Source organism: Mesorhizobium sp. L2C066B000 (genome assembly GCF_000502335.1).
In the GTDB taxonomy this organism is placed as follows: Bacteria; Pseudomonadota; Alphaproteobacteria; order Rhizobiales; family Rhizobiaceae; genus Mesorhizobium.
This window is the reverse complement of sequence record NZ_AYWZ01000004.1, coordinates 37,878-58,720: the sequence shown is the minus strand read 5'-3', so window position 1 is coordinate 58,720 and position 20,843 is coordinate 37,878. Positions and strand designations below refer to the sequence as shown.

Genomic DNA, 20,843 nt, shown 5'->3' with positions numbered 1-20,843 from the left:
TTCACAAGGACCCAAAAACCTTCCCAAATATCCGCAAACATACCATTCGCCGGCCTCAGAACCAATCGGCTTGGCGAAAGCCGGGGCGAACTGCCAGCTCTAGCCCGGCTCAAGAGTATTTTGGATCGAGCCGACCAGTGCCGTTATCGCCTGCTTGTATTTTTCGAACTCCGGCGATGTCTGGCGGACTTCCGTCGTCGTCTGCTGGCCCGCATCGGTGGTGGCGGGCGTCGGCAATTTGCGGCCCATCTTCCGTTCCGCCCAGTCGACGACGTAGCTGGCGGTCTTGCCGGCAAGAAACGGGTTGGCCTGGATAACGGACGAGCCGAGCACGGCGCTCAACTGCGCCGATCCCGGCGACGCCAGCACCTGATGTGCGCCTTCCATGCCGAGGAAATGGCAGAGATAGAGCCGGCCGGCGGTAATCTGATGGCCGCGCGCCTTGAGATAGGCTTCGCCCTCGCGCGCCAGATTGCGCACCATCTCACGCGAGATGGTGGCGTCGTAGCGCAAAGCGAGCAGGTCTGCGGTCGACAGCGAGCGCGCCAGTTCGGGACGATAGGTGTTCATCATCCGGATCCAGGTCTTGGATATGAACTGGCCGGCGCCTGTTGCCGAAGACAGCGGGTTCTTGGCCCGCGCGCTACCGCCCGATTCGACGTGGACGATACGGTCGGTCAGCGTTTCGACGGCGGGATCGCTGGAAGTGACGGCGATTGCAGCGGTCACTGTTCCGAGCGGATCGATCGCCTGACCGCTCTGATAGAGTTCGAAATGCAAATGTGGCCCGGTCGACAGGCCGGTGGTGCCGATATAGCCGATGATGTCGCCGGCCTTCACCTTGGTGCCGACACCGCTGGCAATGGCGAATTTCGACATATGCGCGTAGCGCGTCTCGCGGCCGCCGCCATGGGCGATTTTGACCACATTGCCGTAGCCGCCGCCGTCGCCCTGGAAGATGATCTCGCCGTCGAAGGCTGCGGCGATCGGCGTCCCCACGGGTGCTGCCCAGTCGACGCCCTTATGGATGCGAACAACGCCCAGGATCGGATGCTTGCGCGGCCCGAAGGTCGACGTCATGACACCGTTGACCGGCGTCACCATGCCGTTGGCCACCGTCAGCGAGCGCACCTGGTCATCGCCCGAGACGCAGGAAAACTGGCCGTCGCTCTGCTGGAAAACGAAACAATCCAAGCTCTTTTGCGTGCCTTGGATACCGACATAGAGCACCCGTCCGTCGGTCTCGTTCTTGCCGCGCGGCGTCTGCGAATAGATCAGCACAAGACGCTGGTCCTCGCTGGCGAAAGCATCCAGATCCTGTCCCCGCGACAGATACATGATGGCTTCGCCAATGATGCCGCTCGGCACATTGTTGCGGGCCGCCGTCGAATAGATCGCGTCGAGCAGGCGGTATTGCCGTTTCTGCGTGCCTTCGGTCTCGGCGCCCGAATAATTGAACAGGTCCTCGCGCACCCACGGGTCGACGCCCGACACGAAGGCACCGGCCGCGTTGCGTGTCAGCGTGCCGACAAAGACGTTCCTGGCGTAGATCGAGACCTGCATCAGCGACATCGTCGTGGTCTCGCGCGTCGGCCTAAAGCCGCGCATCGCCACGACATAACCAGGCTGCAGGCCGTCCTTGTCGAACAGCGCCTTCAGCGCCTCGCCGGCAAGCTTTGCGTCGTCGGCGGAAAAATGCGCATCGAGCGCCACGCTGTCCAGGCTGCGGTCGTTGAGGATTTTCACGAAAATGTCCTCGGTCGCCTCGAAGCGCTGATATTCCGAGCTGACGTTGGCAACGCTGGTGTTGTTTTCGACCGCTGTCTTCTGAAAGGCGGGGAGTGCTGCTTCGCCCTCATCGATGGTCTCGCCCCAGCCGGCCTCGGGGTCATCGGCCGCCGCCGATGCACCCGGAGCAGCCTGCGGGTCAGGAGCTGGGCCGGAGGCCGCCGGAGCCCCGTCCGCGCCGGGCGATGGTTGAAGATCGTTCTGCAGGTCATTCTGCGGATCGTTGGGTTCGGCGGGTGGCGCGACCGCGGTCTTCCGCTGCGCCTGGAAGAAGGCGAAATCCTCCTGCGTCGAGGGGATCGTCGTCATGAATTTTTCGCTGGCGCTCAGCATCACGTCGGAGAGAACCATGATCTGAGGGGAGATGCCGGCCTGGTCGAGCTCCGTCGGGCGCGGCATCCCGCGGCTCTTGGCGGCGCCCGCCTCCGGCGCCAGTGTGATCCACATCGGGTCGCCGGCAAGGTCGATGATGGCCGGCACGTAGACCGATGCGTCGGCCGGCACGTCGTCCGAGTCTTCGACGGCATGCAGTTCCTCGTCCTCGTCGCGGAACGACCAGTAGTCGGCGGTAAGATAGAAGCCGGTGGCAATCGCGGCGAGGACGATTGTCGCCAGGCCAGCCGCCAGCCCGAGCCAGATCCTGCGCCTGCGTAGCGCGGCGCGCGCCTGCTTCTTTGCCTTGAAGCTGGTGTCGATGCTGTGCGTCACGGTGCGCTTCCGGTCAGGAAGAAGGTCCAGCGCACCTGTTCCTGCGTGTCGACTTCGAGAAACTTCGCCGCGATATGGCCGCGCTGCCAGCATTCATCGATGCCGCGGATCGAGAACCGCCGCCGCTCGATGCACATGTCGGTGGAGCCTGCCAGAATGGCGTGGCCGAAGACATCCGTCGCGTAGATGTAGATGTAGCGGTTGGTCAGCTCCTCGCGAATGACGTTGACGCATTGATTGGCGCCGATGGTCCACCAGCCATCGGTCTGGTCGGCATCGTCGACCTTTTGGCCGACGGCAAGATTGACGACGTCGAGCGTCTGGTTGCAGACGGTGAATTCGGCGCGCGCTTGCCCGGTGGAAAGAAGCGCCAGCAACAGCGTCGCGACCGCGCTCGCGGCGAGCTTCACCCGCACGTTCCGGGCAAGCAGGACGGGATCTCGGCGACGACGTTGCATCGGCGTCGGTGCCTAGCCGCCGAGGCGGAAGTATTTGGCGGTCGCCGAAAATGCCGAACTCCTGGCGCCGATCTCGTCGAGTATCCTGGGCAACAGCACCGAGGCCGGCGTCGGCGTCGAGAAGTCCGCCGCTTTGATGTCGTCCGGGCCGGTGATCACCATGATGATCTGCGGCAACGCCTTGCCTGCCGCCTTGTCGGCGGCGCCGAGCCCGATCGGGATCGAGAAGGTCGCCTTGTCGGCTTGTACGACAACATGATCGTCGAGGTTGAAGGCGATGCCCCTGTGGTCGATCAGGAACACGCTCGACACCAGCCCGCCATGCGTCATCAGCGTGCCGTCGATCGGCGAGCCGTCCGGCACCGATGTCTGGTCGAGGACAAGCTGCGGCCTGTCGGCCGTGCTCGCGCCCATGAAACGCAGGAAGCCGGTGATCCCGCATTGCGGGGGCTGGATAAGGCGGACGCTGATATCCGGCTCGACATGGAACTTCGCCTGGAATTCCCCAAGCAACTGTTCGAAGGGTGGCACCGACGTGCCGAAGCCCTCGATCGCGACGCCCTTGTCGGCGGCCGACGTCACCGTCGCAAAAAAACAATCACCACCATTGAAGGCGCGTACCCAGGTGACCCGCTCCGCGGCCGCATCGGCCGGTGGCGGCACCTCCGGCTTGGGCACGTTCATGGCAATGTCGGGCTCTGCGGACTTGTCGGCCTGCTCGCCGCTGGCGATGTTGGGCCGGCTTGGGTTGGGCTCTGCGGTCGTTTCAGGCGCCTGCGTGTCCGGCTTGGGGGCCAGCGTGTCCGGCTTGGGCGCCTGCGTGTCCGGCTTGGGCGCCTGCGCGGTCGGTTCAGGCGCCTGCGCCTTGGGCTCGGGCGGTTGAGCGGTGGGTTGCGGCGCCGGTGCTGTGGGCGTGGGTGCCTCGGCCGTTGGTTCAGGTGTTTGCGTGGCCGGCGCTGTCGCCTTGGGCTCTACCGGCGGACTGACAGGCTCGGGGTTCTTCGCGGCATCGGACTGTGACGGGCCGGATGGCGGTTGCAGCGCGACGGTCTTGTCGATTGGTGCGGCCGGCAGCGGGGCCGTAGCGCTCGACGCGACTGGTGGCGTCGGCTGCGGCTCGACCGGCGCTTTGGCCTGATCTTCAGCCGCAGTCTCCGCTGGTTGCGGCTTTGGCACCGTCTTCTCGACCGGCGCAGTGTCCGGAACGGGCTTGTCAGCGACGATCGGCTTTGTCAGTTCGGGTTGGAGCGGCTTGCCGGTGTCGGTGACGCGAGGCCGGTCTCCGAATCCCACGATACCCGATGCATAGAGCCCTCCAAGCGATACCACGGCCACCGCCGACAGCACCGCGATCGTCAGATTTCTGCCTGTAGTAGCACGCTTCGGCGGTGTGCTTGCTCGTCTGGGAGTTTCAGCAGCCGGTTTCGGCTGCGACAGGTGCGCCGGGCGCACGTGCGGCACGAAAGACGGCTCCGCCGTGCCGCTTGGCGGGGCCGAACCGAAGCCTTGGGCCGGCGAGTCCCCGACCTTCGAGACAGGCCCTGCGGTCTGCCCGGTTCGCGGCAGACCGGGCCGGGGCGCGAGCGATGCCGGCGGCAAGGTTGCGTCGCTGTCGTCGCGCGTCAACCGGGCGATTTCGGCCATGCTGGCCGGTCGATCATCCGGGTCAGGCTGCAGCATCGCTTCGACAATGTCCCTGAAATCGGCATCGATGCCGGAGAGATCAGGGACGGTCCGCCGTTTTTCGACGATCTCGTATTGCGAGCCGCCCATATCGATCGGCTTGCCGCGCAGCGCCGCCGCCAGCACCAGCCCCAGGCTGTAGATGTCGGACTGTTCGCTGACCTCGCCGCCATAGAGCCCGAGCTGCTCGGGGGAGACGTAATTGTATTTTCCGGCAAACTTGCCGCCGATCAGCGTCTCGCCACCGACCGCGGCCGATCGCGCAATGCCGAAATCGATGATCTTTGCCCGCTCGACCCGGCCGCCCGGCAGGATGATGTTGTCGGGCGACAGATCGCGGTGGATGGCGCCGGCCTGGTGCACGGCGCTCAGGCCCGAGGCCAGCCGGTGGCACAGTTTGCGCACATCCGGAGTCGCCATCGCCCCGCCGCGCATGACGTCGTACAGCGACTGGCCGTCGACGAATTCCATCGCCAGATAGGGCCGCCCGATGCCGGGATCTATGGTGAAGACGTGGTAGCGCACGACCGCGTCATGCGACAGATGGTTGAGGATCGAGGCTTCCTTGCGAAACAGCGACAGGATCGTCTGATCGCGGGCGAATTCCGGCAGCACGATCTTGATCGCGACATGATCGCCGGTCTGGATGTTGTGGCCGCGATAGACTTCGCCCATGCCGCCCGACGCGATGCGTTCGTCGAGCTCGTAGATGCCGCTGAGCTGCGTGCCGACGCTGGTATCCGCCATGTTGGGCAATAGCCGGGTCTTGTCGTCGGAGCTCATCGGTCACGGCCTTCTGCTCGGGACAGGCCATTGCCTTTGTCTCTGATCTTGACCAGAACGATGGTGACGTTGTCCGTGCCGCCGCGCTCAAGCACCATGGAAAGCAGCTTTTCGCAGGCAGCCTGCGGCGCTGCCGAGAGCACTGCAGCCGCAATCTCCGCGTCACTGACATGCGCCGTCAGGCCGTCCGTGCTGAGGATGAAAATGTCGCCGGCAAGGGTCTCTCCCTGCTGGAAGTCGATGGCGATTTCGTCGTTGACGCCGATGGCGCGGGTGATGACGTTGCGGCGCGGCCAGTTCTCCGCTTCGGCCGCGCTGATCGCGCCGCTGTCGAGCAGTTCCTGGACCTCGGTGTGGTCGCGCGAAATCTGCGAGATCGCGGCGTTGCGCACGAGATAGACGCGGCTGTCGCCCGACCACAGGCAGGCGAACCTGCCGTCCATGGCCAGCAGTGCGGCAACGGTGGAGCCGATGGTCACGCCGCGTGAGCGCGAAATCCGGCGGATCTCGGCATGCGCCCGGTTCAGCCGATCCTCAAAGCGGGCGCGCAGATCCGGCGCCGAACTGGCGATGCCGATCGTCGCCAGATGCTCGACAATGCTTGCCGAAGCGACTTCTCCGGCCTCGTGCCCGCCCATGCCGTCGGCCACCACCCAGAGGCCGATCCGCGGCTCGACCAGAAAGCTGTCCTCATTGTGGTCGCGCACGCAGCCCTTGTGGCTCACGCCGTAGCTCTCAAAGGCGGCATCGTTCACTTGCCTACGCTCCGCAACGCCTTGGCTGACGTGCCTGGCCAGTCTGCCACAGCCCCATTCATTAGAGTATCGAAATCTAAGCCGCTGATGACGGACGGTGTGGTGCCGCCGCTGTTTCTGCGTCCTGCAATCGCTGGTCCTGCCATGCAATTCCCCATCAGAAAGCCTTCGGACAGCTGAACGCGGAGAGCCCCGGCAGCGTGAACGGATTACCGTCCTCCCCGGTCTTGATCGTGTAGGCGACATCGCGCCCGCCGATGAGGAAATGCGCTTCGAGACTGTCGCCATTGGCGGTGACCTGCCCCTTGTCCAGCAATCGTTTCAACGCCCAGGGACCGTCGAACTTGATTGCGGACTCGCGGCCGGGCAGCTCCGGCGTCAGGCTGAGACTGGCCGAACCGGTCTTGCCCGGCCACGGAATCAGGCCCGGCGTGTTGCCGGCTTGGGTGGCCTGCAGCACCTGGCCGTCGATATTGAGCAGCGCCATGTCGGCATCGCCATGCAGCGACAGCGGCGTGAAGGTGATGTTGATCGACGGCACCGGCCCGCCGAGCGGAAAGAAAGCCGCGCGGATTTGTGCCGCGAGCTGAAAGTTCTTCAGCGTCGATTTCGCCAGATTGCGGCCGAACCTGGTGTCCTGTTTCCAGTCCCAGTCCTGGCCGCTCATGTCGACCAGCGACGCCAGGTTCTGCGCGAAAAACCGGTCGAGAACCCCGCCCGGAGAAAACAATCTGGCAAAATCCGCCATGGCGACATCGTCGGTACCGGCGGGGGCGAATGGAAAGCGCCCGGCAATCATCTCTTCGCACGGACGGCCGACGGTCTCCTCCAGCATCTCGTTGAGATGCGTGGTCGATGTTTCGGCGACGGTGCCCTCGAAATCGTCCGCCGCCGCGCTCACCATCCTGGCCAGCGCCTTCGGCAGCCGCGAGGCGTTGGCGCGTAGAGTCGATATCTGCAGCTGCAGATTGGCGTTGGCCTGGTCCGTCTGGGCGGGGACATCGGCGGCCAGCCGCACGCTCTGATAGATTTCGCGGAAATTCTGGGTCAGGGCGTCGAGCGGCCGCTGCCCCGGCGCCCCGGCCACCAAAGCCTGGAAAGACCGGAACTGGGCTTCGATGTTGGCGCCGGGATCCTGGTTCTGCGTACTGACAAAGGCGGTCCCGGCCCTGCTCTGCGATTTGCGCGCTGCAAGCTCGATGCCGATGCGGGCGAGGCCCTTGGCGCGTGCCGCGATTTCCTGGCCGCTGTCTTGAGACGGCGCAGCCGGATTGCGCTCTTGCGTCAAAGCTGTTTCGCGCGCGATCGCCTCGAACAGCTGCATCAGCGGCGAACTCGGTGATCCCGCTGCGGACAGCGCCAGATATTGCGGTTTGTCGGCGGCCATTGCCTTGAACTTCAACCTGTCGAGCACCTCGTTCCACGCCGCCGCAAAGCCCTTGCCATAGCGATCGAGCAGCTCCGGGCCGAGCTTGAGCAATTCCTGGTCGAAACCGCCTTGCTCGCCGCTCGAGCCGATCACCCATTGATCGTCGACCAGCGCCTGCGCGCTCCTGGCAAGTTGCGCCAGATAGAAGTCGAAGCCGGCATGGGTGTAGAGACCGGGGACGCGAAGGCCGGCGAGATCGTTTCCGTCATTGCGCTCGAACAGCATCGGCGCCTCCGCGCCGGCTTGCGATGACACCGAAAAATCGTCCAGCGCCGCCGCATAGGTGGCCGACTGGATGAGCGCGGTGGCGCGATCGGCAAGGCTCATGCGGCCGAGCGAGCGCTGGGCGGATTCGACCAGCGCGCGGTTGAGTTCGAACGAGGGATCCTGGTCATCGTCGAGCGCCAGCATGGCGCGCAAATGCTTCTCCAGTTGCGCCCGGCCGTCGCGATTGTGGGCGCCGGGATAGCGGTTCTGTTCCCAGTCCCGCTTCAGCCAGGTGACGACCAGCTCGTCATCCACTTTCGGCGCCTTGCCGCCCAGCATCAGGTAAATCTTCAACGGCTCGTACAGCGCCATCGGATCGGCCATCCTGGCCTCGATCGTGCGTTCGAGCTGGAACAGCAGGCGCGAGCGGAACATCCGCTCCAGCCCCTGCCGGTAGGCGGTCTCGGAGGCCGAAAGGATACGCTCACGCTGGCTGAGGCCGAACGTCGCCGTGGCCGGGGTGGGCTGGTCTCTCGTATCGTAGCCGGCCGGCAGGCCGCGCAGCGCATCGAGCGCGCCGATGACGGTTTCGAGGTCGGCATCCGACACCGTCGTGCTGGCCAGCAGCGGCGCGGCTGTCGCGCGGTATTGGCCTGCCGCCTGGCCCGTCGCGGCGACCAGCGATTTGTTGGTCGTAAAGCTCAGGCCGAGAACGCCAAGCGCGGCGATCGCTATGGCCGCGATCGCTGTCAGGCCGGCGTAGCGGGCGATCGCAACGCGCCTGTCGGCCGCCCTGTCATAGGACACCCACCCGGACTCGGCGAAAATGACGCGGCTCAACAGATCGTGCAGGAAGAAGCTTTTGCCGGTGCCGGAAAGATGCGCCTGGGCATTCCTGCCGAAACTGCGGCCTATGCTGCCCAGCAACTGGTCGATCGGCGTGCCTTCCTGCGTGCCGGAAGAAAAATACAGGCCGCGCAGGGGGGCGTTCAGCTGCTTGCGCGTCGGCTCGAAAACGCCCTCGAGGAAATTCACGATCCGGCCTTTCAGCGCACCGAGCTGCGCGGCGAAGCCGAAAATGGCGATGCGCGCGACCGGATCGGTCTCCGCCTGCAGCCGCTCGCTCATCTCTTCGGTCAGGCGCTTCACCAGCGCGTCGAATTCGGCTGGCGCTTCCGCGACCATGTTCAGGCCGCGCTCGGCGGTCTGGAAGGTCGCGCCCCACACCTTGCGCCGGCGTGCTTCGTCGAAACCGCCGAAATATTCCATGAATCCGGAGACCAGGTCGGCCTTGGTGAACAGCACGTAGACGGGAAAGCGGACCTTCAGGACCTCGTGGATTTCCTGCAGGCGGCTGCGGATCTCGGCGACGCGGGCCGCCTGCTCGCTGTCCGCCATCAGATCGGCAAGGCTGATCGCCAGGATGACGCCATTGATCGGCTGGCGCGTCCGGTGCCGCTTGAGCAGCGACAGGAACGCCAGCCAGCTTTTGCTGTCGGTCCGTGCATGGGAATCCTGCGTCGTGTAGCGCCCGGCCGTGTCGATCAGCACCGCCTCGTCGGTGAACCACCAGTCGCAATTGCGCGTGCCGCCGACCCCTGCCACCGGCTGCGCCTGGCCCGACCCGGCAAGCGGAAAGTTCAGGCCGGAATTGACCAGCGCGGTGGTCTTGCCGGCGCCCGGCGGGCCGATGACGATGTACCAGGGCACGTCGTAGAGGAAGTTGCGCTTGCCGCTCGACTGCCTGAGCGTCGCAACCGCTTCGTTCATGCGAGCTTCCAGCACCTTTGCATCGCTGCCGTCATCCTCGGCGCTGGCCATGGCGGCCTCCAGCGCCTTCTGCGCCTTGCGCCTGCGCCAGAGCCGAATTGCATAAATGATCGCCACCGTTCCGACGACGATGCCGATGATCGCTGCCCGCAGCCAGATGGGATCCAACGGCCGGGCGCCGGCAAATCGGATTAACGGGCCGGCGTACCAGACCGCGGCGGCAAAGCCGGCGAGCGCGAGCGCGCTGAAGATGCGCAGCAGCCAGCCGGTCACAGCATCTCCTCCCGCGGGATCATTACATCGACACGGCGGTTTTTGGCGCGGCCCTCCGGCGTTGCATTGTCGGCGATGGGCTCGTCCTCGCCCTTGCCCTCGACCTTTGTCCGCGACGGATCGCTGAAATGCGCTGCGATCCTCTTTTCCACCGACTGGGCACGTGCGACGGAGAGGTCGAAATTCGATTTGAAGGCGCTGGTCTTCTTCGGTTTGACATTGTCGGTGTGGCCGACGATCCGGATCGGCCCGCGCTCCGCATCGAGAGCCGCCGCGATGCTGGCGGCCACCGGCTCGAACTCCGGCTTGACCTCGGCTCGTCCCGACTGGAACAGCAGGGCGTTGCTGATTTCCACGATGATGAAATCACCCTTGGTGCCGACGCTGACGCCGCCGCCTTCGATCTCCTTGGCCAAGGCTGTGCGGATGCGATCGACCTGCGCAATCGTCGTTGGCGCTGCGACGACCTTCACCTCCTCGGTCAGCGGGACGAAGCCGGTGCGCTCGATGGTGACCGGCGTCGCCGGATTGAGCGCCAGCAACTCGCCGGCAACAGCCTCGCCATCATTGGTGATGAGCACGCGCAGCGTGAAAAAGGCTGCGGTCAAAACTGCCGCGGTTGCAGCGGCTGTGGCCCAGAGCGGAACCCGCCTGGAGCCTTGCGCCGATGTGACCGACAAGCCTTGCCAGCGCGGCGAGATGTCGTCGTCACCGAGGACGCGGAAATAGGCTGATGTCTCGTAGACGTCGCGGCGGACCCGTTCGAGGCTCTCGCGCGGCTGGCCGCGATACTGGCCTTCGAAGCCAAGCGACAGGCAGACATGCATCAGCTCGATGAGATTGCGATGAGGTTCCGGCGTCGCCAGCACCGTGTTCAGCGCCTGGAAAAAACCGGCGCCGGTGGGTTTGACCTGGAAGAAGCGCTGCAGCATGGCGTGCTGCGCCCACGCATCCCGGCTGGAACCGGGCAGATTGGCGACGATATCGTCGGCGGTTTCGCAAAGCACATAGCTGGCGATGCGCGCATCCTCTTCCGAGGTATCGGTCCTAGCGATCTTGCGGTCGAAATCCTCGATCAGGCCGGCGACATGCTGCGCCAGCGGCTCGGCCGGTCTTTCGACAGCCATCAGCCGCAGATGCCCAAGCAGTATCAGCAAGGGCGCCGCGGCAGCGACGATCGGGTTGGCCGCGCCATAATCGACGGCATCGCTGGCGCCGAGCAGCGCATCCCATGGCGTTTTCCCCGCCGTCCCGGCTGAGCCGTGAACGGGCGGATCGGCCGGCGCGTTGGCGAAGGGCGTTCCCTGATAGATCACCGTCCCCGTGACGTCGGACGGCGGCTGGCGGCCGGCGTTGGGATCGAAAACCGTGGGTTCCGGGACGCTGGCAGGGGCGATCACCGTACTGCCGGGGGCCGGCGCATCGCGGGCGAGAACCGTCTTTTGCTTGCGGCCGGGATTGGGGCGGCTGGGGCGGATGACGGTTTTGCCGGTCGGATCGAAAGGATCATCCTTCGAGCTCATCGCCGATCCCTGCCTCTACGCCCGCGCGCCGCGACGCACAGCGCCATGTCCGCGCAAACGCGGACCGCAGGACGCTATCTCGCCGTGACATGACATGTGCCGCAGACCCCCGAGGTCGACCAACCGTACCCGCGTGCTCAATCGTCGTATGTGATCGTAGTCTCAGAAGGTTGCGATGGAAACCCGGCGCAATTTTGGTGGCCGGCCCGTGCTCGGGTCGCCTTCACGGTGTCCTCAGCGGTGCGCGGGCTTAGCCCTTGCCGGTCTTCTGTTTGGCGGCCTTGGCATAGGCTTCACTGAAATAGGTGAGGAATATGTCCAGCATGCCGTTCTCGTGCGCTTCCTCCTTGGCCCGCCAGGTCGCGACCAGCGCGTCCCAGGCGCGCGTTTTCTTCGAGGCAAAGGAGGATGGCGGCAGTTTTTTCGCAATCGCCTCGGGCGACAGATCGTCAAGCAACCGCGACAGCGCTGCCTGCATGGCGGCGAAGGTGGCGAATTCATGTGTTTTGAGGTCGTGGAAAGCGTCTTCGATGCTGTGCCTGGCATCGAGATAGCCGGCCCTGCGCCGCGCGAACATGATGTCGAGGATTTCGTCTGTCCCGGGCACGAACTTTAGCGGATTGTTGTCGGCGGAATTGATCATGGTCCGGTCGCTGGTCTTGGCCAGGACTTTTGCAGCGGCGCGCGCCTTCAACAGCAACACCAGCTCGTCGACGACGATGCGCAGCACCGCGCCGATCTCGCCGGCTACCTCCTGCGGTTGGCGCAGCAAAAGCACCTCTGGCGGAATGCCGGCGCCGGCGGCAATCGCGCGCAGGATCTCGTCGGCTTGCTGCGGCCGGCTGGAGAGCGAAGCGGGCGGCGCGGTCGGTGACCGTGGCGATGCGGCATGGTCTGGAAAGGATCCAACGGGCATCTGCCGTTGCGTCGAACCATGGCCACCGAAGGCTGGGTTCCCGTCATCGATCGACACCGAGACGATATAGCGGCCGATCCGGAGCCGGTCACCTTGCGCCAACCGGTGCGGGCCGGTCAGGCGCTGGCTCGACCCGTTGACGAATGTGCCGTTGCGCGAGACGTCGTGGAGAAAAAAGGCGCCGCCTTCGTAGCGGATTTCGCAATGCCGGCCGGAGATGAACTTGTCCGGATCGAGCAAGGTCCAGGCGCAGTTCTCCCGCCCAATCTCGAAGCCGCGGTCGCGCGATGCGTAGCCGGGCGGCAGCCCGGCAGGCAGGACATCGACATTGCTGATCTGCAGACTGATGAACATGCGCTATGGACCGTCGACCGCTGCCGTTTCCATTGATCCGATGTGCCACAGTCTAGCAGCTTGCGGGCACAGCGGGAGAGCGGCGTTTCACACTGGCGAAAGCGGCGCAAACAGCAACGGCCTGCCGCTTGTCCTCTTTGGTCTGCCATAGAACATGTGGTAGGCTCAACATGGCTTGGGTGGCAAGTTGCGAAATATCCCTGAACGTGAGGTCGTTAACACAAGAAGGGCTTCGAACCTGCCACACTAGCGCTCAGGAGGGGCACGACCCATGCCGAGTGAACAACGCGCCGCGCTTGTGCAGACGCCGGTCGGCGCCGAACTGTTGACTTTCACGCATCTCGTCGGCCGCGACGAAATCAGCCGCTGCCTTGCCTACACCGTTGGATTTGTCTCGACCAACGCCGATATCGACCCGCTGAAGATGCTGGGCGGCGCCGTTTCGATCGAAGGGGAGGCCGACCCCAAACGCTGGTTCAGCGGCCTCATCGCCGAGTTTCGCCTTACCCGCATCGAAGATCGGCTGGCTCACTACGAGGCGGTCGTCAGGCCGTGGTTGTGGTTCCTAGGAAATACCACCGACTGCCGCATTTTCCAGGACAAGACCGCCGTCGAGATCGTGGAGGAGATTTTCTCCAAATATGGCGGCATCGCCAAGTTCGAGAAGCGCCTGCAGGGCTCCTATCCGCCGCGCGAATATTGCGTGCAATATGACGAGAGCGACCTCGATTTCGTGCAGCGGCTGCTCGAGCACGAAGGCATCATGTACTTCTTCGAGCACGCCGAAGGTGAGCACAAACTGATCCTGGCCGACGCCATGAGCAAGCTGAAGCCCGCGCCTGGCTATGAGACCGTGCTCTATCAGTTCGAAGGACAGGGCTCGCGCCGCGACGTCGAATACATCACCGAGTGGATTCCAGGCAGTGCGGTGCGCCCGGGCGCCTATGCCCACACCGACTATGATTTCGAGAAGCCCGCCGCCGATTTGATGGCGAAGTCGGCACAGCCCTTCGGCCACAAGCAGGCTGCCGGCGAGAACTATCGCCACCCCGGCGCGCATCTGGAAGTCGGCCGCGGCGACAGCCTGGCGGCGATCAGGCGCGAAGAAATCCAGGCGCCGCATATGCGCATTGCCGCCGTCGGCACCGTGCGCGGCCTGTTCTCCGGCTGCACCTTCAAGCTCGACGGCTTTCCGCGCAAAGACCAGAACAAGGAGTATCTGGTCGTCAGCGCCGAATACCGGCTGTTCGATCCGGGCTACCGCGCCGGCGTCGACACCGATGGCGAGAATTTCAAGGTCGTGCTCGGCGTGGCGCCGACTTCAGTCGCCTATCGGCCACCGCGCATCACGACGCGGCCGATCATGCGCGGGCCACAGACGGCGACGGTCGTCGGTCCGTCCGGCGAGGAAATCTTCACCGACAAATATGCCAGGGTGAAGGTGCAGTTCCACTGGGACCGCCTGGGCAAGAAGGACCAGAAGAGCTCCTGCTTCGTGCGCGTGTCGCAGACCTGGGCCGGCAGCGGCTGGGGCTTCATCCAGATTCCCCGCATCGGCCAGGAAGTGATCGTCGATTTCATCGAAGGCAATCCGGATCTGCCGATCATCACCGGCCGGGTCTACAACGCCTCGCAGATGCCGCCCTACGGGCTGCCCGGCAACGCCACGCAGTCGGGCTGGAAATCCAACTCGTCGAAGGGCGGTGGCGGCTACAACGAGCTGATGTTCGAGGACAAGGCCGGCTCCGAACTGGTCAATTTCCAGGCGCAGAAGGACCATCACCTTCTGATCAAGAATGATCGCCAGAAGCTGGTCCAGCACGACCAGTCCGACCGCATAGACCACGACGCCAAGCACTCCGTCGGTCACAACCTCGACGAGGACGTCGGCAACAACAAGACGGTCAAGGTCGGCGTCGACCAGACGACCAATATCGGGTCGAACGACACTGAGACGGTGGGCAAGAACCGCTCACTGACGGTGGGGGTCGATGAGACGATCAACATCGGCTCGAACTCCACGGAGACCATAGGTGCCAACCACACCCAGACGGTTGCAATCGTCCAGACAGTGACCGTTGGCGCGGCCCGGGTCGATTCGGTCGGAGCATCCGAGACCCGAACTGTGGGCGGTCCGCAGACGAACACGATCGGTGCGACGCGGTCGGTCACCGTAGGTGCTGCGCAGAGCCACGATATCGGCGCGGCTGATAGCTGGAACATCGCGGCGGCGCAAAGCGTCAATGTTGGCGCCGATCAGAGTTTCACCATTGGCGGGGCACAGTCGTCGCAGATCGGCAAGGGCAGGTCGGCAAAAATCGCTGCGGACGACGCAACCGATGTCGGCGGCGGGCACGCGCTCAAGGTCGGCAAAGGCAGCGGAATCCAGATAGCCGAAGACAGTGTGATCAAGGTCGGCAAGAATCTGATGATCGAGGCGGCCGACTCGATCACGCTCAAATGCGGTTCGGCCTCGATCACGATGAAAAAGGATGGCACCATTGTCGCTGATGGGAAGGATATTACCCTCAAGGGCAGCGGCAAGATCACCGTCAAGGCCGACGGCGAGGTGATCGTCAAGGGCAGCACGATCAACAACAATTGAGGGCATCATCATGGAAGTGCTGGAGCGTATCGACGGCGTCGTGATCGGCCTGCTGATCGGCTTCCAAGGCGGGGCGCCGCTGGTTGTCTTCGTCGGCAATCCGCGCGAGACCGCGATAGCGGCGCGCAGCCTGACGGAGCTGGACGTTTCGGCCGTCGGATCCGAACTGGCTTTGCTCTTCGAGGGCGGCGACCCGGCGCGGCCGCTGGTGGTCGGGCGCATCGTCGATCCTGCGCCCCGCGGCAGGAGCCTCGAAGTCGTCCGCGACGGCGAACGTGTCGTCATCAACGGCGATGAGCGCATTGAACTGCGCTGCGGCCTGGCATCGATCATTCTGGAGAAGAATGGACGCGTGACCATTCGTGGCACCCAGTTGACCAGCCAGGCCAGTGGCACCAACCGCATCCGCGGCGGGGCCGTGCATCTTAACTGAGGCATTGCCGATGCACAGCATCGCGACCATTGCGGCGATCGTGGACCAACACGCCGAGGACGCGGCGTTCCTGTGGCTTCGACGTCGTCTGGAGATCGACGGTCCAATCCTCGACGAGACCGATATCGGCCGCATCGACCAGCGTCTCGAAGCCAATCTCGAAGGGCTCATGGCAGCCGGCAAGGCCGGTTGGGAAGCTGCTCAAGCGCGCTTCGCCGACTACGCCGAACCGGGCGAGATTTTCGTGCTTGGCACTCTGGCAATGCGTTGGAGCGATGCCAAATTGGTGACCTCTGCAATCGACGCGGGCGCAAGCCTAGGTGACGCCGGCATATCGAGCCTGTCTGCCGCGATCGCGCGCACGCCGGGCGAAAACCTGCGCCCGTTCGTGGCGCAGTGGCTGGACACGCGCGACGCGCGGCTGCGCTGTCTTGGGCTATCTGCGCTCTGGCATCATCGCGTCGATCCGGGACAGCGCCTGCATGATCTGGCCAGCCATTCCAATGCGAACGTGCGTTGGCGCGCCGTCCGGCTCGCCGGCGTGCTCAGGCGGCGCGACCTGCTTCCGGAAGTCCTGGCTGGGCTTGACGGCGAGACAACGAAAGAACGTCTTGCGGCCGCCTTCGCTGCTTGCCTGCTTGGCGAGGCTCGGTCCGCGCACTCGGTGATCGACAAGATCGTGCTGACGGAGACGGACCATGCGCGGGCGGCGATCGAGTTGCGCCTGCTGACGACGCCGCCGAAGGCCGGCAAGGCCTGGCTGCAATCACGTCTCGGACAGCCTGTCTTGCGCATCGCGGCCACGGCATCGATCGGGCTGCTCGGCGACCAAGCGGTGGTGCCGTGGCTGATCGAGAAGATGCGCGAGCCGGAACTGGCATCCGCAGCGGGTGCAGCACTTCGCGATCTGTTCGAGGTGGACTTCGGCGACACCGACCTTTTCGTTGCCGATCCAGCTGTTCTTGGCGAGGGCTTTGCCCAACTCGACGACAGCTCGCTGCCGGCCGCCGATCGCGTCGAAGCATGGTGGGACGAAGGGCGCGGCGGGCGCAACCATCGTCTGTTCCGTTCGATGCGCAGGCTCAGGGTGGATGCGTTGCGCGCGGCGATCGCCACGCCCGAGGCGCCGCTGGCAGACTGGCGCAGGACACGCAAGTTCCCGGCGTGGATGTGATCGCTTTCGCCGAGGGAAGGCTTGTCCCTCCGTTCAGCGTTCGCGGAGGTCGGTAAGCGCGATCGCCGACCGGTTGCCACCCTCGGATGCAAGCTCGCAGGCTGCGACGCGGCCCGGCGCGTAACCGCTTATAAAACTGTCGGCCGCCAGCATCAGAACAAGTGCCGCACTAGCGGCTCCAATGTCGCCGACCGTCATCGCAGGGTAGGCTGTCGGGAATATCTCGCGGTGCGTGCGGTAGAAGCGCGAGCGACCGACCAGTTGTTCGAGCCCGCTGTACCGTTCCCCGTTTCCATTGCTGACAAGGAACTCGATATCGGGTTCCTTGGGTCCGGACCCGCTGAAGGCAGCAAGCAGCGAAGCCACCATCGCACGGCCTTGACTCTGGCGTTCGGAAAGAACGCTGTCGATCTCTTGAGCCAGGCCCGCCCCGCAAATCATTGCAGCCGGCCCGCTCCCCGGCGCTCGCGTCAGGCGCACGAAGACAGCGCCCTCGCCAGGGACTGCCCCTTGAGCATTGTTTTCGGATTTCAGACGATTGGCTCGCATCAAGCGCGCAATGTCGGTCCCGTTGACGAGGCTGTCCACACCACCCAGCAGCACCTGCGCGACGGTCCCGGATTCTAGCATGTCGCCGGCATAGTCGAGCAGTCCGGCGCTGGCTGCGGCACCGCCGTCAAATACGCGCGAGCCGGCATTGAAGCGCAGGCCGCATCGCTCGAAAATGGCATTCAAAAGGCGCCCCCGCTCGACCTCTTCATACGCCGGATGGTCGCGGAAACTCTCCGGCAGCGCGAGCAGAACAGCGGTCTGGTCCGGCGTTGCCTTGTTGTCGAGCATCGCCTCCTTGAGGCCGCGGGCGCCCATGCTGGCGAGCCATACCCCGTCATTGCGTCGCAGGCCCGCCTTGGCTGGAATGCGTGCCACGATCTGTGTGGTGGGAAACGGCTCTGAAAGAGGCACCTCCTGAAATGCTGACAGGTTGGCGCGAATGGCTGAGATGGTCTGGCGCGCGTTCAATCCAGCAGGCGTGACGGCGCCACCAACCGAGATGTAGAGCGGCCGCTTCACGGCTGCCACGCCGAGCGATCGCGCAGGGCCCCGTCGCCGCCGAGAAGATTGAGATAGAGTTTTCGCTTGCGGCGCGCATTGATCCAAACAGGAGAAATGTGGCCGAAGGCGATTTCCCGCAGCGCCGGCACGTTGCGCCGGATTACCACTGCCAAACGAGCCTTAAGGGTCACGCGCTTCAAGTCAGGCTCGATGAGCACGGTGTCAGGCTTGAACGCGTTTTCTTCTACACGATCGTCATAAATGAGCCGAAGCGGGGCCGTGATGCGCGGCAGGCGGAAATCCCATCTGCCCGAAGCCGTCATGCCGATCACCGTGATATCCTCGCCGTTGCCGATGCCGGCCATCTGCTGATCGGCTGGGGCGCACATATAATGCCGCGTGTCGAAGTCTTTGGGAGCGAGCGGCCATTGGGATTCGAGCCAAGCCTTGTCGTAGGTTCCGGCGAAAGCCAGGCGCGGTTGCCAGCCCCGGCCAATCGTCCCGAATCCCGCCGGCCTCAGGGATTCCCCAGGTCGGGCTTGCGCTTCGCCCGGATACATGACGTTGGGCGCCTCGGTTCTGACCGCAGGATCTGCAGACCGGGCGTTATGGTACCCCACGCCGACTGGGTTGCGCTGGTCCGTGCGCAAGTCTTCCAAAGTGCCGCCATAGGTGCGTTCATAGACGATCGGCATGGTCCGGAAAGGCGCCGGTGCGCTGTAGCCGCCGGAGTCGTAGATCCGGTCCCCGACGACCTGCAATACCTTGCGGATCGAGTTACCGACACGCAGGCCAACCTGCATCTCGCGTACCGGCCTTCCATCCGGCGCGTGCGCGACGCCATTCACGATCACCTCGGCGCCAGGCTTGACGGGCGCGATGTCCGCTTCGTAGCGGGTCGATGAAAGGGCCGGATCGCCAAAAGGCTCATCGCCAAAGATCACCGGCACCTGTTCGGCCGCTGGCTGGAATTCCTTTCCTTCATCCGTCGCCGTGAAACTTGCCGATAGCATGACAATCAGAGTTTCTTGGCCGTCAGCATTCAATTGGACGTGCGTCGCGGCGGCGAAGGGTGTCCTGTTTTCCAGCCAGACATCGAAGGCCATCGTTCAGCACCACCGGCCGTTTTCATCAAGCCCGATCGGCCAATAGGGCATGGCCGTCAGCAGTTCTACATATTCCTTGTTGCCTTCATCGACGACCCATTGCAGCAGGAACACCTCAGGCGCGAGGCGGTCGGCCGCGGGCAGCGTTTCCCCCACCGCAACGCATCGCAGCCAGTATTCCCGCACGAGCCACACCACCGCCGGATGATTCGCCGGGCCGGCCGCTGCATCATCCAGCTGGGCCGTGATCGCTTGATTGACGGTCAGGCCGCCATCGACCAGTTCGTCGAGGCCAGCTTCCCAGATCTCGGAAGCCACCTCGAACGTCTCCTGCAAGTCAGCGAGGTAGGCCTTGAACAGGGACCTATAGGCAGCAGAGGCCTCGCGGCGCGAAAGGCGGATTCCATGATCGGGACCGACAACGTCCTGGGGTGCGTTAAGAAGCCGGTTCAGGCCGAGTTCGACACTATGATCAATCCGCATTGCCATCTTCTTCTAGCCTCAGCACATTTCGAGAGATGGATCCTCGCCGATCGGGACATAGACGAAGTACTTGAAGTACTTGAATAGTTCCGTGTCGTATTCGGACATCATTTCGACCAGCAGCAGATTGGGCGGCACGGGACCGCTGGCGTCCGCTTCGTCGCCATCCTCACCCCAGTTCGATTCATCGTCCTCGTCGTCATCATCGGTCTGTCGGGCGTACCGTTCAAGGTTCAGGCCGTGAACCTTGAAGTAGTGCTCGCGGTAGATCGCCAGAATCCGTGGATGGGCCACCAGCCCGGCGGGCCAATGCAGATTGGCTATGTTCTCACCGGAGGCGTTCAGGCGCTGCTGCAGTGCGCCCCACCATTCCTCGATCGCCGGCATGACGGCGTGGAGCTCTGCGGTCCACGCATCGATTATCGCCGTATAGTCAGCGTCGAGATCGGCAAAACCCGTTGCACTCATCGCCTAGATCACCCGAGCGTTCATGAACTTCCTAATCGCCTTGTTGTCCACCTTCGACTGCCGGCCCGGCTGGCTGTTGCTGTGGCTGGAGCAATGCGGCCTGACGTAAAGCGCTTTCATCGCATCCTTGAAGCCTTGTGGGACGATCTCTATATTGCATCCACCCGCGTACCACGCTGCCTTCTGCGTCGGCTGGTGATCGGCGATCAGCGGGGCTTCCTTCCCCGAAATTTGCCGGTTGACCTTGGCCTCCAGTCGCTTGATCGCGGTCTTGTTCTTGCCGGTCGTGCGTTTCTTCAACCTGTCAAGGTTACGTTTGCATTCCCAGCATGGCCGGTTCTGAACCTTGGCTTTCTGCGGGCCTGTTGGCTGGGTGTAATGATCGTCGTAGCAATAATCGGTCGTGCATTTCTTCTTCTCTTTCACCAGAAGAGCATTGCGGAAGTTGACCAAGGCGGCGGTATCGATGGTGTTCGGGAGTGGACTTGCCGTGTTCTGCTCCATGGTGTCGCCATGGCGGCAGACACCCTTACCCTCCACCTTGACGACGAACGACCAGAGCTTGAACACTCCCTTGCCCTTGATCTTGTGCGTTATGACCCCCGCGCCGAGGCCTTGGGTGGCCGGCTCGTTGCCGGTGCTGGTCGCAACCTCCGACGAGCTTTCGAGCGCGGTCGGATTGCCTTCGATCTTGACGCTCTTACTGCCTTTGGTGAGATCGCTGGAAGACAGCATGTTGACGTATGGAACCGGAACCGGGCCTGCCGGCGGGGAAGGCGGGCTCAAGCACACATCTCCCGGCGCCACGCCCTTGCCGCCGCTTCCTTTGTGGAAGAAGCCCATGCCTTCAGCAAAGACTGTGCTGCCCATCAGA

The 20,843-nt window shown here is 64.0% G+C and carries 15 protein-coding genes; 3 read left to right on the top strand and 12 right to left on the bottom strand.

The genetic code is table 11. The features are described 5' to 3' along the window. Nucleotides 1–99 precede the first annotated feature (99 nt). The 7 genes from X733_RS153530 to tagH all read right to left on the bottom strand — a co-directional run bounded on the left by X733_RS153530 (nt 100) and on the right by tagH (nt 12,647). A complete protein-coding gene (locus tag X733_RS153530) occupies nt 100–2,496 on the bottom strand; it encodes a M23 family metallopeptidase (protein WP_023818541.1) in 2,397 nt (798 codons plus the stop codon). Beyond that, nucleotides 2,493–2,954, bottom strand: a complete 462-nt coding sequence (locus X733_RS153535) for a DUF1036 domain-containing protein (RefSeq protein ID WP_023667922.1) — start codon at nt 2,952–2,954, stop codon at nt 2,493–2,495. The genes X733_RS153530 and X733_RS153535 overlap by 4 nt, the downstream gene beginning before the upstream one ends. Nucleotides 2,955–2,966: 12 nt before the next feature. After that, entirely contained in the window at nt 2,967–5,420 is a 2,454-nt protein-coding gene (locus tag X733_RS153540; protein WP_023818540.1) for a serine/threonine-protein kinase, read from the bottom strand. Further along, the gene (locus X733_RS153545) at nt 5,417–6,175 is read right to left on the bottom strand and encodes a protein phosphatase 2C domain-containing protein (protein ID WP_023692196.1); all 759 of its coding nucleotides are present in this window, start codon (nt 6,173–6,175) and stop codon (nt 5,417–5,419) included. The genes X733_RS153540 and X733_RS153545 overlap by 4 nt, the downstream gene beginning before the upstream one ends. 157 nt (nt 6,176–6,332) lie before the next feature. Then, a complete protein-coding gene (tssM, locus tag X733_RS153550) occupies nt 6,333–9,854 on the bottom strand; it encodes a type VI secretion system membrane subunit TssM (RefSeq protein WP_023818539.1) in 3,522 nt (1,173 codons plus the stop codon). After that, on the bottom strand, nt 9,851–11,377 hold the full coding sequence (gene tssL / locus X733_RS153555; protein WP_023818538.1) for a type VI secretion system protein TssL, long form: 1,527 nt from the start codon (nt 11,375–11,377) through the stop codon (nt 9,851–9,853). Before tssL ends, tssM begins: the two co-directional genes overlap by 4 nt. Nucleotides 11,378–11,627: 250 nt before the next feature. After that, nucleotides 11,628–12,647 carry a type VI secretion system-associated FHA domain protein TagH gene (tagH, locus tag X733_RS153560; protein WP_023818537.1) on the bottom strand — a complete coding sequence of 340 codons (1,020 nt, stop codon included), beginning with the start codon at nt 12,645–12,647 and terminating at the stop codon, nt 11,628–11,630. A gap of 271 nt (nt 12,648–12,918) precedes the next feature. On the opposite strand from tagH, the gene tssI reads away from it, so the two are divergent. From tssI to X733_RS153575, 3 genes are read left to right on the top strand one after another with little or no spacing between them, the layout of a single operon-like run. Next, nucleotides 12,919–15,252, top strand: a complete 2,334-nt coding sequence (gene tssI / locus X733_RS153565; RefSeq protein WP_023818536.1) for a type VI secretion system tip protein TssI/VgrG — start codon at nt 12,919–12,921, stop codon at nt 15,250–15,252. A gap of 7 nt (nt 15,253–15,259) precedes the next feature. Further along, complete coding sequence (locus X733_RS153570) at nt 15,260–15,685, top strand: DUF6484 domain-containing protein (RefSeq protein WP_023682625.1); 426 nt, start codon at nt 15,260–15,262, stop codon at nt 15,683–15,685. A gap of 10 nt (nt 15,686–15,695) precedes the next feature. Further along, nucleotides 15,696–16,859 carry a hypothetical protein gene (locus X733_RS153575; protein WP_023818535.1) on the top strand — a complete coding sequence of 388 codons (1,164 nt, stop codon included), beginning with the start codon at nt 15,696–15,698 and terminating at the stop codon, nt 16,857–16,859. Between the two features lie 33 nt (nt 16,860–16,892). Here X733_RS153575 and X733_RS153580 read toward each other — a convergent pair whose 3' ends face one another. Genes X733_RS153580 through X733_RS1000000167120 form a run of 5 tightly spaced genes read right to left on the bottom strand, consistent with a single transcriptional unit; the run spans nt 16,893 to nt 20,839 of the window. Next, nucleotides 16,893–17,939, bottom strand: a complete 1,047-nt coding sequence (locus tag X733_RS153580) for a hypothetical protein (RefSeq protein ID WP_023818534.1) — start codon at nt 17,937–17,939, stop codon at nt 16,893–16,895. Continuing rightward, entirely contained in the window at nt 17,927–19,018 is a 1,092-nt protein-coding gene (locus tag X733_RS0134560) for a DUF2169 domain-containing protein (protein WP_023682622.1), read from the bottom strand. Before X733_RS0134560 ends, X733_RS153580 begins: the two co-directional genes overlap by 13 nt. Before the next feature lie 3 nt (nt 19,019–19,021). After that, entirely contained in the window at nt 19,022–19,501 is a 480-nt protein-coding gene (locus X733_RS153585; protein WP_023682621.1) for a hypothetical protein, read from the bottom strand. A gap of 18 nt (nt 19,502–19,519) precedes the next feature. Further along, nucleotides 19,520–19,969 (bottom strand): hypothetical protein, encoded by a 450-nt coding sequence (locus tag X733_RS17290; RefSeq protein WP_023818533.1) that lies wholly within the window; start codon nt 19,967–19,969, stop codon nt 19,520–19,522. Nucleotides 19,970–19,972: 3 nt separating this feature from the next. Then, on the bottom strand, nt 19,973–20,839 hold the full coding sequence (locus X733_RS1000000167120) for a DUF4150 domain-containing protein (protein ID WP_023818532.1): 867 nt from the start codon (nt 20,837–20,839) through the stop codon (nt 19,973–19,975). Between the last annotated feature and the right edge of the window lie 4 nt (nt 20,840–20,843).

Coding starts and splice junctions, on each gene's coding strand:
- X733_RS153535 (WP_023667922.1), bottom strand. CDS start 2,954: ATGCAACGTCGTCGCCGAGATCCCGTCCTGCTTGCCCGGAACGTGCGG.
- X733_RS153540 (WP_023818540.1), bottom strand. CDS start 5,420: ATGAGCTCCGACGACAAGACCCGGCTATTGCCCAACATGGCGGATACC.
- tssL (WP_023818538.1), bottom strand. CDS start 11,377: ATGAGCTCGAAGGATGATCCTTTCGATCCGACCGGCAAAACCGTCATC.
- tagH (WP_023818537.1), bottom strand. CDS start 12,647: ATGTTCATCAGTCTGCAGATCAGCAATGTCGATGTCCTGCCTGCCGGG.
- tssI (WP_023818536.1), top strand. CDS start 12,919: ATGCCGAGTGAACAACGCGCCGCGCTTGTGCAGACGCCGGTCGGCGCC.
- X733_RS153575 (WP_023818535.1), top strand. CDS start 15,696: ATGCACAGCATCGCGACCATTGCGGCGATCGTGGACCAACACGCCGAG.
- X733_RS0134560 (WP_023682622.1), bottom strand. CDS start 19,018: ATGGCCTTCGATGTCTGGCTGGAAAACAGGACACCCTTCGCCGCCGCG.
- X733_RS153585 (WP_023682621.1), bottom strand. CDS start 19,501: ATGCGGATTGATCATAGTGTCGAACTCGGCCTGAACCGGCTTCTTAAC.
- X733_RS17290 (WP_023818533.1), bottom strand. CDS start 19,969: ATGAGTGCAACGGGTTTTGCCGATCTCGACGCTGACTATACGGCGATA.
- X733_RS1000000167120 (WP_023818532.1), bottom strand. CDS start 20,839: ATGGGCAGCACAGTCTTTGCTGAAGGCATGGGCTTCTTCCACAAAGGA.